Source organism: Bradyrhizobium sp. (assembly GCF_036735945.1).
GTDB lineage: Bacteria > Pseudomonadota > Alphaproteobacteria > Rhizobiales > Xanthobacteraceae > Bradyrhizobium.
Genome location: NZ_DAINNI010000130.1, coordinates 1 through 13,263, shown reverse-complemented (window position 1 = coordinate 13,263; position 13,263 = coordinate 1). Strand labels below are relative to the sequence as shown.

Sequence of the window (13,263 nt, the reverse complement as noted above, 5' to 3'; positions counted from 1 at the left end):
GAGCGGATCGAGTTGGCGGCCATCGCGATGGTCTGCAGGCCCGAGGAGCAGAAGCGGTTCACCGACACGCCGGCGGTCGAGGTCGGCAGGCCTGCGAGCAGCGCGGCCTGGCGGCCGATATTGGGCGCGCCATGCGCGCAATTGCCGAGATAGGAGTCCTCGACATAATCCTTGTCGACACCGGCGCGTTCGACGGCGTGCTTGATGGCGTGGGCAGCCAGCGACATCGGCGGCGTAATGTTGAACCCGCCGCGGCCGGACTTCGCCAGCCCCGTACGTGCATAGGAAACGATGACAGCTTCACGCATTTGATAGACCTCCCTGTGATGCGATCCAGTATGGACTGGAGCCGCGCCCGTGTGTAGCCAAAACCCGAATTCCGGCCGACGGAAAAGAATGGATCCGAAACCCGGCTCAAAGCCCGGATTTACACAACGCCTGTGCTTCGGCAAGGCCACTTCCGTCTTCCGCGGCCGTAGAGCGCACGGCGAACGGCGGCACGACCAAAGGCGCATGGCCCGGCTATTTCACTCAGCGAAATTGACGGCTATGGAGGTCGTGTGCGTGCAGGGACTGGCGCAATCAGAACCGGGTCAGGGGTGCGATGGTAAGGGGTTTGCAACGTTGGCTGGATACCCATGAACTGCCGGCCATCATCGCCGCGGTGCTCGGGATCATTGTCGCCCTCTCCGTCCTGATCGTGGTCGGCGGCTATCTGATCGTGACGCCCTGAGGCAATTTCCTTGGGCGCGCTATCAGGGGATCGCGGTTCGCAGCAGAGGCACGAGCGACCCCTGCAGACCCGCTCTATTGCGTTCGCGTCAAACCCCTCATTTCCCTGATCCGGTCGCAGCGAGAATGGGCGCCCAGCGTGCGATCTCGGATCGAACAAGGCGATCGAATGCCGCGGGATTGCGTTCGTCCTTCGCCGGTATGGAACCGCCGAGCCGGGCAATCCGCTCGCGCACGACGGCCTCGTCAAGCGCGCGGTCGAGCGCATCGGCAAGCCTGGCGATGATGTCGGGCGAAACGCCCTTCGGCGCAAACAGTCCGGCCCAGACGCTCATCTCGTAGTTTACGCCGGTCTCCCTGGCGGTCGGAACATTCGGCAGTGTTTCAAGCCGACGCGGCGCAAACCGCCTTGGTGGTGCAGGAATGCACGGTGTGGAAACGACCGCCGTCCATTCGTTCGATCAGGATCACATGCCCGCCGGCATCCACGATCGCACAGGAGATCGCAATTTTGGCCTCGGCGGCCAATTCCAGCGCCGTCGCCATGATCTTCTTTGAGCCCTGATGCGTCAGTCGCTTGCTTTCGGTGACAAACATTGCAGTGCTCCGCTCCCGAGGGACAGGCGAATTGTGCGTCACCGCAACGCCTCCTTCAAGAAACTACGCGCAATTTCCAGTTGTTATTTATCGACAAGGCGACAATGCCTATCCCAACTATGAGGCGCGAACATGGAAAGCTGCCGGAGATTCCGCGCCGACGGTCTCCCGATCAACGCGTCAGATGTGCTGCGCGATGTTCTGGCCGGGCCGGGCATCCCGGCGCGGTTCGAGATCGACCGACCAGAGGTCGCGGTTGTCGACGTCTTTCAAGGTCACGGTCATCACTTCGGTCTTGCCGTCGATATCGACGCGGCCGAAAAACTGCATGCCGTAGCAGGGGGCGAGGTTCTCGCCGCTGCAGCCCTTCTGGAACATCGCTTTCGGCCCGAACGTGTTGTCGAGCGGGGCCGGCGCCCAGGTGCCGGCATGCAGCGGACCCGAGACGAATTCCCAGAACGGTTCGAAATCCTGGAACACCGCGCGGTTCGGATCGTAATGATGCGCGGCGGTGTAGTGCATGTCGGCGGTCAGCCACACCGTGTTGCGGATGCCGGCGCGCTTCAGGAACGACAACAGGTCGGCAATCTCGCACTCGCGGCGCTCGGGCGCCCCGTCGCCAAGCGCAATCGCGTCCTCGCTGACCAGGCCAATCGGCATGTCGGCGGCGATCACCTTCCAGGTGGCGTCGGAGGCGACCAGTTTCCGCTTCAGCCATGCCAGTTGCGCCGCGCCGAGGATGCAGGTCCCGCTTGGGTCACCCTTGTTGAAGCTGGAATCGCGGTAGCTGCGCATGTCGATCATGAAGATGTCGAGCAGCGGGCCGTAGCCGATCTTGCGATAGATCCGGCCGTCCTCCTGCGTCGATACCGCGCGCATCGGCATGAACTCATGGAACGCGCGGCGCGCCCGCGCCACCATCAGCGACGAGCCGTCCTCGGCATAGCCGGTCTCGTCGGCGGTGCCGATCGGCGCCCAGTCGTTGGTGACCTCGTGATCGTCCCATTGCGCGAACAGGGGGACCGCGGCATGGAAGGCGCGAAAGCTCTGGTCGAGCCAGTTGTATTTGTAGTTGCCGCGGAACTCCGCGAGGCTCTGCGCCACGACCGACTTTTCCTCGGTGACGAGGTTTCGCCAGGTCCCGCCATCAGGCAATTTCAACTCCCGCTCCACCGGACAGTCCGCATAGATGTGGTCGCCGGAGTGGATGAAGAAGTCCGGACGGTTGTCGAGCATGGTGCGGTAAGTCCGCATGCCGCCACGGCTTTCGTCGATGCCCCAGCCCTGCCCGGTGGTATCGCCGGACCAGGCAAACGACACCGGGCTTCGCGTTACCGGCGCGGTGCGGAAGTGCCCGACCTGCGCCTCGCCGGCGAGCCCCTGCCCGTCGATGTCCTCGAACCGCACACGGTAGAAAATGTCCTGTCCCGGCGGCAGGCCGTCGAGCAGCACCTTTGACGTAAAGTCGCTGTCCGGCAGCGCGTTGGCGCTGGCCGTTCCGAGGATGCTCTTGAAACTCTCTGACGTCGAGCACTCGACCTGCATCCGCGCGGCGCGGTCGGCGCGCGCCCAGATCACGGCCGAATGCGCCGAGACGTCACCCGACTGGATGCCGCTCGCGATCAGCGGCCGGTCGGCGGCGCGGCTGAGATACGGTCTGGCGAGGCTGCCGAAGCCGGCGACGGCCAATGTTGCGGCGGAGCGGACCAGCAGATGACGCCGGCTCAACCCCTGCCTGGCGCGAATCGCAATCGGCATCGAAGCACCCCCGTCGAATCACGACGACGGTGTGCCTGTCGAGTTTGACTCGCGGCTGAAGCTTTTACGACAGGTGGATGACGCAGAATTGCCGAGTGGGCCAGCGCAGCGTTACCGCTGCCAGTCGCAGATGCCGCCGGACGTGCACGGCCAGGTCTGGATCCGGGTGTCGCGCGCCTGCGCGTCGAGCGGATTGGAATGACGTCGCGCCAGCTTGATGCGGGCCGCTGCGCGCGGCTTCTCGACGCGCTCCTGCGCAACATGCGTCTTGCGCTCCGCCGTCTTACGGACAACCACGCGCTCGGTCTTCACCGGCTTGCGGTCGGTTCTCGCCTCGATCCTGACCGGGGCGAATTGCGTCTCCGGGCCGAGCCGCTTCGGCGAGAGCAGAGCCTTCGAGGCATCAAGGCTGAACAGTTCCCCCGCACGATATTCGTCGGCCAGCGCTGCGCTGCCCGACATCAGAAGCCCACTGCAAAGTGCTGCCGCAATAGCGGTTTTCCGGACCATCGCCGGTCTCCCGAGATCAACCAAAAAATGAGGTACAGACGTCATGTAGGAAGCCGCCGGAAAAATTCCAGCGGGTTCCGCCCTCAACGTCGCCGTTGCGCGATTCCGGCTGTGGAAAAGTAGCAGCCGCTACTCGGCGGCTTGCGCCACCTGTTGGCCGATCGCCGCTTCCAGCCGCGCGCATTCGGCGCGATATTTTGCGACATTGGCTTCCTTGATGTGACCGTAGCCGCGAACCAGTTCCGCGGATTTCGCCAGCGCGACCATGCGCGGCCAATCATGCGGCTTGGCCTTGTCGAGCTGACGGAAGATCATCGCGGAATATTCGCCCGGCAGCGCCCGCTCCATCCGCCGCTCGGCCGTATAGCCGAACGGATCGAGCCTGCCGCCGCGCAGGAACTTGAAGCGGGTGAGGATCTCGAAGGCGGTGAAGATCCACGGGCCGAATTCCCGCTTCTGCAGGCGCCCGGTGACCTCGTCGCGCCGCGCCAACAGCGGCGGCGCGAGGCTGACCTTGACGCCGGGCTGGCCGTCGAACTGCTCCCGCAACGACCTTGCGAACTCGCCGTCGGAGTAAAGCCGGGCGACTTCATATTCGTCCTTGTAGGCCATCAGCTTGAACAGACCCTTGGCGAACGCCTCGGTCAGTTCATGCGAGCCCGGCGCGGCCTTGGCCTCCGCGGCCCTGACACGTTCGACCTCGGCGAGATAGCGCTTCGAATAGGCCTCGTCCTGGTAGTCGGTCAGGAACTTGGCGCGGAAGGCGATGCTCTCGTCGAGCGTCCGCTTCGCCGGCGCCGCCCCTGACGTCTTGAAGCGCGCCGCGCTGACGACGCGCTGCAGGTCGTGCGCCGCGAGCCGGCCCCAGGAGAACGCGAGCTTGTTCATCGCGATCGCCGCGCCGTTGAGATCGATCGCCTTCATGATCGCCTCCAGCGACAGCGGGATCGCGCCGCGCTGGAATGCAAAGCCGAGCATGAAGGAGTTGGTGGCGATGCTGTCGCCCATCAGTGCGGTGGCGAGCCCGGTCGCGTCCAGAATGTCGAGATCGGAGGCGCTGACGGCCTCATTGAGCGCGTCCCGCATCGTCCCCGCCTCGAAATCGATGTCGGGGTCGATGACGAAGCTCGCCGTCGGCAGCAGGTCGGCATTGACGATCGCCCGCGTCACGCCGCGCTCGGCCCGGCTCAGCGCCGGAATGCTGGTAGCGACCACGATGTCGCAGCCGAGGATGAGATTGGCGCCGCCGGGGGCGATACGGACGGTGGCGAGATCGTCAGCGACAGGCGCGATCCGCACGTGGCTCATCACGGCGCCGTTCTTCTGCGACAGGCCGGTGAAATCGAGCGTCGAGCAGGCCTTGCCGTCGACATGGGCGGCCATGCCGAGCAGCGCGCCGATGGTGATGACGCCGGTGCCGCCGATGCCGGTGACGAGGATGTTGTAGGCGTCGACGAGCGCCGGCACGGCTGGCGCCGGCAGGTCGGCGAACAGCGCCGACGGATCGGCCGCCGCGCGGTCGGCCTTGCGCAGCTTGCCGCCATGCACGGTGACGAAGCTCGGGCAGAAGCCCTCGACGCAGGAGAAATCCTTGTTGCAGTTCGACTGGTCGATCCGCCGCTTGCGGCCGAACTCGGTCTCCAGCGGCTGCACCGAGACGCAGTTCGAGACCTGCGAACAGTCGCCGCAGCCCTCGCAGACGCGCTCGTTGATGAAGATGCGCTTATCCGGATCAGGATAGAGCCCGCGCTTGCGGCGACGGCGCTTTTCCGCCGCGCAGGTCTGGTCGTAGATCAACACCGTCAGGCCCTTGACCTCGCGCAGCTCGCGCTGCACCGCGTCGAGCTCGCGGCGGTGATGGATGGTCACCCGCGGCGGGAAATAGTTCGCCGGGTATTTGTCGGGATCGTCGGAGACGATAACGAGCCGCTTGGCGCCCTCCGCCGCCATCTGATGCGCGATCTGCGAGACGGTCAGGCCGCCTTCGGCCGGCTGGCCGCCGGTCATCGCGACCGCGTCATTATAGAGGATCTTGTAGGTGATGCTGACGCCGGACGCCGCCGCGGCGCGGATCGCCAGCAGACCGGAATGGGTATAGGTGCCGTCGCCGAGATTCTGGAACACATGCGCTTCATTGGTGAACGGCGCCTGCCCGATCCAGCTCACGCCTTCGGCGCCCATATGCGAGATCGTCTGGGTGCGACGGTTCGGCACCGAGAGCGCCATGCCGTGACAGCCGATGCCGGCCATGGCGCGGCTGCCCTCCGGAATCCTGGTCGAGGTGTTGTGCGGGCAGCCCGAGCAGAAATACGGCGTGCGCTGCAGTTTTGCAGCACCTATGCCTTCCGCCGGGCGATCGAAGGCCTCCAGCTTGGCGAGGCGCTGCTCCAGCGCCGGGCTGCGATGGCCAAGCCGGCGCAGCCGCGCCACCACCGCCGCCGCGACCATGGTCGGCGTCAATTCGCCTTCGCTCGGCAGCAGCATGCCGCCGGTCTCGTCGCGCTTGCCGACCACCGACGGACGCTTCGAAGCATCCATATTATAGAGGATACGAACGAGCTGATCCTCGATGAAGCCACGCTTCTCCTCGACCACAAGCACGTCCTGCAGGCCTTCGGCGAACGCGCGCGCGCCGGATTCCTCCAGCGGCCAGGTCAGCGCGACCTTGTAGATGCGTAAGCCGAGCGCCTGTGCTTCGGCGTCCGTGATGCCGAGATCGGCCAGCGCCTGGCGCAGATCGAGATAGGCCTTGCCGGTCGCCATGATGCCGAGCCGCGCTGGCCGGGAATCCAGCACGATGCGGTCGAAGCGGTTGGCACGCGTAAAAGCGGCGACCGCCTGCATCTTCGGCCCGTGCAGCCGCCGCTCCTGCTCCATCGGCGCATCCGGCCAGCGGATCGAGAGCCCGCCCGGTGGCATCTCGAAATCATCAGGGGTGATGATCCTGATGCGATCGGGATCGCTGACGATCGAGGCCGAGCTTTCCACCGTCTCCGAAATCGCCTTGAAGCCGACCCAGCAGCCGGAATAGCGCGACAACGCAAAGCCCAAAATGCCGAGATCGAGATAATCCTGCAGGGTTGCGGGATTGACGACCGGCATCAGCGCGGCGGCGAACACCTGCTCGCTCTGGTGGGCCAGCGTCGAGGACTGGCAGCCATGGTCGTCGCCGGCCAGCGCGATCACGCCGCCATTGCGCGAGGTGCCGGCCGAGTTGGCATGCTTGAGCGCGTCGACGGAGCGATCGACGCCGGGGCCCTTGCCGTACCAGATGCCGAACACGCCATCGACCGTGGCGCCCGGGAACATGCCGACCTGCTGGCTGCCCCAGACCGCGGTCGCCGCCAGATCCTCATTGAGGCCCGGCGAGAATTCGATGTCATGCTGCTTGAGGAAGGACTTTGCGCGCCACAGCGCGTGGTCGTACATGCCGAGCGGCGAACCACGGTATCCGGAGATGAAGCCTGCGGTGTTGAGTCCCTGCGCGCGGTCGCGTTCGCGCTGCAACATGGGCAGCCGGACCAGCGCCTGCGTGCCGGAAAGGAAGATTCGCTTCGCATCGAGCCGGTACTTGTCGTCCAAGCCTACTTCCATCAGCGCCATTCGCCAGCTCCCCGTCGATTTCTTGTTCTGCCGGTGATTTGAACCGGTCGAATTGTGACGCAGGATGCACTGATTTTGCTATGCGTGCCCAGCGTGAATTCATGGCCTCACGGCATATCTCGCCTGCGTGTGGATCACCCCGCCTCTTGCCGAAACCCGCCTTCTTTGAAACCCTTGGCAGCAAAGGGAGACACCAGGGATGAGCGAACCGGCTTTCAGGACCGAGATCGTGGAGCGCGACAATCTGCTCGTCGGGCCATGGCGCAGCCCGAGGCAGATGCTGCAGGCGCAGGTCTATGACGCCCACGCCTCGATCCACGACGATGCGACCGCGCAGAAGCTCGGCTTTCAGGGCGGCACCATCGAAGGCCCGACCCATTTCAGCCAGTTCGCGCCGCTCTGCGAGCGCGTCTGGGGCCGGGCCTGGTTCGAAAGCGGCTGCCTCTCCGCCCATTACCGCAACCCCGCCTTCGAGGGCGACGAGGTGCAAGCCAACATCGAGATGCCGAAGCCGGGCCAGACCATCTGCGCCATCGGCATGAGCAAGCGCGACGGAACGGAGATCCTGCGCGGCACCGCATCTGTTGGCGGTGACGGATCGGAGACGGCGCTGTCCCGCCGGCTCGGCGAATTGAAGCCACTCGCCGATCCCGTCATCCTCGCCGACCTCAAGGTCGGCATGAAGACGCCGCGGCAGACCGTGAAAATGGATTTCGACGAGCATATGGGCGACCTCTATCCGTTCTCGCTGGCGGACAAGCTGAAGGTCATCACCGAGCCTTCCGCGTACTATTCGCAGGAACTCAATCCCTGGGGCCGCGCGATCATTCCCATGGAGATGCTGAGCGTGCTGTTCCAGTACCGCGCACGCGAGGACAGGCTGCCGGTGCGCGGCCCCGCGGTCGGGCTGTTCGCCGATCAGGAAATCCGCCTACTGCGCGGCCCGCTATTCGTCGGCGACAGCTATACGACCGAACGCGAGATCGTCGCGCTCAGCGGCAGCCGCCGCACCGAAAGCGCCTGGATGCGCACCACCGTGTTCGCCAAGGACGATACACCTGTCGCCACGATGCTGCTCAACATGGCCAGCATCAAGGATTCCTATGCCAACTACGAGCGGGAGCACAAAGCGCTCTATGGCTAGAGCGACCTGCCCCATCGCCAACAAGGACAACAACAAAATGGCACGCCTGCCCTATCTCGAAGCCGACCAGGTCGCCCCCGAATACCGCGACATGCTGAAGCGCAACACCAATCTGCACAAGCTGCTGGTGAACTCGCCCGACATGGCGCGCGCCTTCAACGGCATCGGCGGCTACATCCGTTTCAACAGCAAGCTCGACCCGCGCCTGCGCGAACTCGCCATCCTGCAGGTCGGCTGGATGGAGAAATCCGAATACGAGTTCACCCATCACGTGAAGATCGGCAAGGAATTCGGCGTCACCGATCAGGATATCGAAGCGCTGATGGCGGAGACCGCCGGCAAGCCCTCGAAGCTCGAGCCGCTGGCGAAGCTGATCCTGCGCGGCGCCCGCGAGATGGTACGGGAGCTTGCGATGTCGGAGGCGACCTTTGCCGGGATCAGGAAAGAGCTTTCCGACGAACAGATGGTCGACCTCGTGCTCACCATCGCCTTCTACTGCGCCGTGGTGCGGGTACTGGCCACCATGAAGATCGACAACGAGCCCTACTACAAAGAGGTACTGCAGCAGTACCCGATCCCGGGAGTGGAATGAAATGCGCCTGAAAGATCGTGTCGCCATCGTCGTCGGCGCCGGACAAAGTCCGGGCGAAGGCATCGGCAACGGCCGCGCCACCGCGCTGACCTTCGCGCGCGAGGGCGCGAAAGTGCTGTGCGTCGATCACCGTGTGGACTCCGCCCAGGAAACCGTCGACCTGATCGCCGCCAAGGGCGGCACCGCGGCGGCATTCAAGGCCGACGTCACCAAGAGTGCCGAGCTCAAGGCGATGGCGGCGGATGCGCATTCGCGCTGGGGCCGCATCGATGTGCTGCACAACAACGTCGGCGTCAGCCTGTCCGGTGGCGACGCCGAACTGCTCGAAATCTCCGAGGAGGCATTCGAGCGCTGTGTCGCCATCAATCTGAAGAGCTGCATCTGGGCCGCGAAGCACGTGATCCCGATCATGCGCCAGCAACAGAGCGGCGCAATCATCAACATCTCCTCGATGGCCGCTATCACCACCTACCCCTACGTGGCCTACAAGGCGACGAAATCGGCGATGATCGCCTTCACCGAGCAGCTCGCCTACCAGAACGCGCGCTACGGCATCCGCGCCAACGTCATCCTGCCGGGCCTGATGAACACGCCGATGGCGGTCGACACCCGCGCCCGCGAATGGGGCAAGACCCGCGCCGAAGTCGAGGCCGAGCGCGACTCGAAGGTTCCGCTGCGGCAGAAGATGGGCACCGGCTGGGACGTCGCCAACGCCGCCTTGTTCCTCGCCTCGGACGAAGCGAGTTTTATCACAGGCGTAACGCTGCCGGTCGACGGCGGCGCCAGCGTGCGACGGGGATAAAATCGTAGCAACCATTAAAGCACAAGCTGTGAGCTGCATCACAGGCTCGCCGTTTACTTTTCGTTAGTAACCTTCTCATAAGGGTTGCGGCGACTGGGCGGTCCTTTTTGACGCGCTCCTGCTCACGCGATTTTGCACCGGCGTTGTTGTTTTGGGTGCGCCGCGTGATTCGCCAAAACAGATCAATTCCAATGACACGATGATGTGACAGCGCACATCGTCGCTTGTCGAAATACCGACTCGTTGCAGTCGCACGAATTTCATGTGCGCTCGCTATGAGGCGCCACAAGAACTGTGGAAGCAGAGGCACCATGAGCGACGAATTCGATTACGACCTGACACCGTCACAGTGGGAAACACTGAAGGCATTGCGGACGCCGGCAGCGAGGGTGCCGCGCGTGAGCCGCTTTGCGATTGACGGCCTGATCGCGCTGGAACTCGCCGCCATGCACGACGATACGCCTGTTCTCACCGCGAAGGGTCGCAAGGTGCTGATTCGCGGCTCGTCGCTGCTGCTGCAGGATCTGGCCGCCTGATTCGCGGCGCTGCTCGCGCCTGGAACACGGAACAAGCCAGGCACGCTGGCTTACCCCTGAGATCAAAATCAGGTGATAACGACAGGCTCACACCGGCTTCTCGTCGTCAGTCACCGGCGAGGTGATCACCAGGAACACCAGGTCGACCAGCCCTGAATTCGAGATCGCGTGCTCGACGCCCGGCGGCAGGAAGATGAAATCGTGCTTGCGCACCACGTGATTCTTGCCCGCGATTTCCATCAGCCCCTCGCCTTCGAGCACGTGATAGATCTGCTCCTGCACCCGATGACTGTGGCGCGCGACATGGGCCATCGGCTGGTACATCGAGATGCGGTAGTCGATATGGCGTGAGCCCGCGGTCTCCGGCATCACCAGCGGCTTCGACAGCGCGCCGCCGAAGTGGTTGGGAAACTCGCGCCACGGCACTTCGGCGATGTTGCGGATGAAGGCGCCGTTGTGGTCTGAAGCCATGGTGGCCTCCTCTGTCAGATCACCAGCGCCCCGCCGTCGATATAGACCACCGATCCCGTCGCAAAGCCGTTGGCCATGAAGCCGAGGATCGGCTGCGCGATGTCCTCGGCCGCGCCGACGCGGCCGACCGGCAGCGCCGCCGCCGTCTTCGCCAGCATCTCGAGCCGCGCCGCTTCCGGCATCGCCGCGCGGATCGGCGTATCGATGACGCCGGGCGACACCGCGTTGACGCGGACCGGCGCCAGTTCGAGCGCAAGCGCCCGCGCCAGCGATTCCAGCGCGCCATTGGCGGCGCTGACGATCGCCGAATTCGGCCGCGGCCGGACGCTCAAGAACCCCGATACCAGCGTCAGCGAGCCGCCGGCGCGGATATCGGCCTCGCGCGCAACGCGCCAGGCGCCCCAGAACTTGCCTTCCATGGTGGCGCGGACGTCTGCCATAGCCACCTGCTTGAACGGGCCGGTGCGAAGCTGCGCCGCCGTCACCACGACGTGATCGACCGGACCGCAACGGCGGAACAGGCTTGCGACGCTGTCGTCGCTGGTGACGTCGGCCGGTATCGCAATCGCGTTCAGCTTTTCCGCGACCTTGTCGAGCCGCTCGGCATTGCGCGATGCGACGATGACATCGGCGCCTTCGCGCCTGGCGGCTTCGGCGGTCGCAAGACCGATGCCGGAGGAACCACCGACGACCACGACCTTCTTTCCTGCGAGCAGCATGGGATTTCCTCGAAAATGAATCAGGCCGGCTGAAAGCGCGTACCGATGCCGGCCTTGCTCTGGCCGAGGCCCGGCAACTCCCAGACCCCCGCGCCGACCGGATTGATGTCGGCGGCGATATCGACGTCGATCAGATAGGGCTTGTTGGCGGCGATGCCCTTGCGGATCGCCTCGGCGAGATCGCTCGCACGGTCGACGCGGACGCCCTCGACGCCGCAGGAACGCGCCATCGCGGCGAAATCCGGATTGTAGCGCTCGCCGGTACTGGGATCGTGGAAGTCGGTCGCAAGCTCGCGCCCGCCGAGATAGCCGCGCTGCAATCCGCGGATCGAGGCGTAGGCGTAATTGTTCCAGACCACCCAGACGACAGGCAGATTATATTCCACCGCCGTACCCAGCACGTTGGCGTGCATGAAGAATGCGCCGTCGCCGCACACGGAGACGCAGGGCCGGTCGGGCGCGGCGAACTTCGCCCCCATCACGCCGGCGACGCCAAAGCCCATCGGGCCGAACCCCATCGAGCCGATCAGCGAATCCGGCCGCCGCGGCTTGCAGAAGCCGAGCAGCCAGTTGTGATGCACGCCGATGTCGCTGACGAGGATCGCATCCTCCGGCAGCGCCTTGTCGATCTCGAGCGCGGCGCGCTGCGGATTGATCGGGGTGGTGTCGTCGGAAAATCCAGGCGCGACGAACTTGTCCCACTCCTTGCGATAGCCATCGATCTGCGACAGCCACTTCTTGCGCGCATCGGCTTTCTTCGAGAGATCGCCGCGGCGGTCGAGTTCGGCATGGACCTGGCGCAGGAAGGTGCGCACGTCGGCCATCAGGCCGAGCGCGACCGGATAGTTGCGGCCGATCTCTTCCGGATCGATATCGACATGGATCAGCCGGGTCGGCGGAATGGTGAAGGAATAGCCCGGTATCCACGAACTCGACGTGCGGTCGTCGAAGCGCATGCCCATCGCCAGCAGCACGTCGGCCTGCCGCGTTGCGTGGTTGGCCTGATAGTGCCCGGCGCGCGCGACGAGACCCAGCGCCAGCGGATGATTGCAATCGATCGCGCCGAGGCCGCTGGCGGAAGCCGCGACGGGGATCTGCAGCCGTTCGGCGAGCTTCAACAGTTCTTCCGCCGCGCCGCCGTAGCGCACGCCCTGCCCGACAATGATCGCCGGCCGCTCCGCGCCGAGCAGCATGTCGACCGCCTTGACCACGCCTTCCGGATCGGCGCCGCAGCGGCTCGATATGTTGGCGTTCCATTCGATCGCGTTCGGCGCCTCTTCGGCCGCCGATTCCATGAACACGTCGAAGGGAACATCGAGCACGACCGGACCGGGTCGGCCGGTCGTCATGGTCTTCCAGGCCTGCCGCACCGCGAGCGGCACCATCTCGCCGCGCGTCGGCTGAAATACCTTCTTGCACATCGTGCGCACGGTGGAGGGGAAGTCGGCCTGGTAATGCCGGTACATCTCCTGGAAGGCGCCGCGGTTGAACTGGCTGGTCGGCACATTGCCGGTCACCGCCAGGAACGGCACGGAATCAAGAAAGGCGTTGGCGAGCGAGATCGGCAGGTTCGCCGAACCCGGCCCGCAGGAGGTGAAGGTGGCCGTCGGCCGTCCGGAGACGCGGTAGTAGACGTCGGCCATGAAGCCGGCGACGCTCTCATGGTGCACCGAGATGGTCTTGATGTCGGCGGAGCGCTCGTACAGCGCGTCAATGAACTGGATGTTGCCGTGGCCGCACAGGCCGAACACCTGCGGCACCTTCTCCTGGATCAGATAGTCGACGATGACCTGGGCGCC

General features: G+C 64.8%; 12 protein-coding genes and 1 pseudogene. 4 read left to right on the top strand and 9 right to left on the bottom strand.

All coding sequences use genetic code 11. From position 1 onward, the window contains the following. From V7E26_RS25625 to V7E26_RS25600, 6 genes and pseudogenes are all read right to left on the bottom strand, one after another. A pseudogene (locus V7E26_RS25625) lies at positions 1-308 on the bottom strand (acetyl-CoA C-acyltransferase); the annotation flags it as partial. Positions 309-830: 522 nt separating this feature from the next. Further along, complete coding sequence (locus V7E26_RS25620) at positions 831-1,067, bottom strand: tripartite tricarboxylate transporter substrate-binding protein (RefSeq protein WP_442893479.1); 237 nt, start codon at positions 1,065-1,067, stop codon at positions 831-833. A gap of 49 nt (positions 1,068-1,116) precedes the next feature. Further along, the gene (locus tag V7E26_RS25615) at positions 1,117-1,329 is read right to left on the bottom strand and encodes a heme-binding protein (RefSeq protein WP_324421704.1); all 213 of its coding nucleotides are present in this window, start codon (positions 1,327-1,329) and stop codon (positions 1,117-1,119) included. A gap of 180 nt (positions 1,330-1,509) precedes the next feature. After that, positions 1,510-3,087 (bottom strand): alkaline phosphatase D family protein, encoded by a 1,578-nt coding sequence (locus V7E26_RS25610; protein ID WP_324421702.1) that lies wholly within the window; start codon positions 3,085-3,087, stop codon positions 1,510-1,512. A gap of 111 nt (positions 3,088-3,198) precedes the next feature. Then, positions 3,199-3,597, bottom strand: a complete 399-nt coding sequence (locus V7E26_RS25605) for a hypothetical protein (protein ID WP_324421700.1) — start codon at positions 3,595-3,597, stop codon at positions 3,199-3,201. Positions 3,598-3,726: 129 nt separating this feature from the next. Further along, complete coding sequence (locus V7E26_RS25600; RefSeq protein WP_324421698.1) at positions 3,727-7,200, bottom strand: indolepyruvate ferredoxin oxidoreductase family protein; 3,474 nt, start codon at positions 7,198-7,200, stop codon at positions 3,727-3,729. A 199-nt stretch (positions 7,201-7,399) separates the two neighbouring features. Here V7E26_RS25600 and V7E26_RS25595 point away from each other — a divergent pair, with 199 nt between their 5' ends. The 4 genes from V7E26_RS25595 to V7E26_RS25580 all read left to right on the top strand — a co-directional run bounded on the left by V7E26_RS25595 (position 7,400) and on the right by V7E26_RS25580 (position 10,274). Then, positions 7,400-8,344, top strand: a complete 945-nt coding sequence (locus V7E26_RS25595) for a hypothetical protein (protein ID WP_324421697.1) — start codon at positions 7,400-7,402, stop codon at positions 8,342-8,344. Positions 8,345-8,381: 37 nt separating this feature from the next. Beyond that, positions 8,382-8,936 carry a carboxymuconolactone decarboxylase family protein gene (locus V7E26_RS25590; RefSeq protein WP_324421696.1) on the top strand — a complete coding sequence of 185 codons (555 nt, stop codon included), beginning with the start codon at positions 8,382-8,384 and terminating at the stop codon, positions 8,934-8,936. Between the two features lies 1 nt (position 8,937). Next, positions 8,938-9,738: an SDR family NAD(P)-dependent oxidoreductase gene (locus tag V7E26_RS25585; RefSeq protein ID WP_324421694.1), complete on the top strand. Its 801-nt coding sequence runs from the start codon at positions 8,938-8,940 to the stop codon at positions 9,736-9,738. Positions 9,739-10,049: 311 nt separating this feature from the next. Further along, complete coding sequence (locus V7E26_RS25580) at positions 10,050-10,274, top strand: hypothetical protein (protein ID WP_324421692.1); 225 nt, start codon at positions 10,050-10,052, stop codon at positions 10,272-10,274. Positions 10,275-10,361: 87 nt separating this feature from the next. Here the strand turns inward: V7E26_RS25580 and V7E26_RS25575 are convergent, their stop codons facing one another. The 3 genes from V7E26_RS25575 to V7E26_RS25565 all read right to left on the bottom strand — a co-directional run. Next, the gene (locus tag V7E26_RS25575; protein WP_324421689.1) at positions 10,362-10,745 is read right to left on the bottom strand and encodes a cupin domain-containing protein; all 384 of its coding nucleotides are present in this window, start codon (positions 10,743-10,745) and stop codon (positions 10,362-10,364) included. Between the two features lie 14 nt (positions 10,746-10,759). Continuing rightward, positions 10,760-11,464, bottom strand: coding sequence for an SDR family oxidoreductase (locus V7E26_RS25570; protein WP_324421687.1), 705 nt, complete (start codon positions 11,462-11,464; stop codon positions 10,760-10,762). A 20-nt stretch (positions 11,465-11,484) separates the two neighbouring features. Continuing rightward, the coding region (locus tag V7E26_RS25565; RefSeq protein ID WP_324421685.1) for a thiamine pyrophosphate-binding protein at positions 11,485-13,263 on the bottom strand (1,779 nt) is incomplete at its 5' end.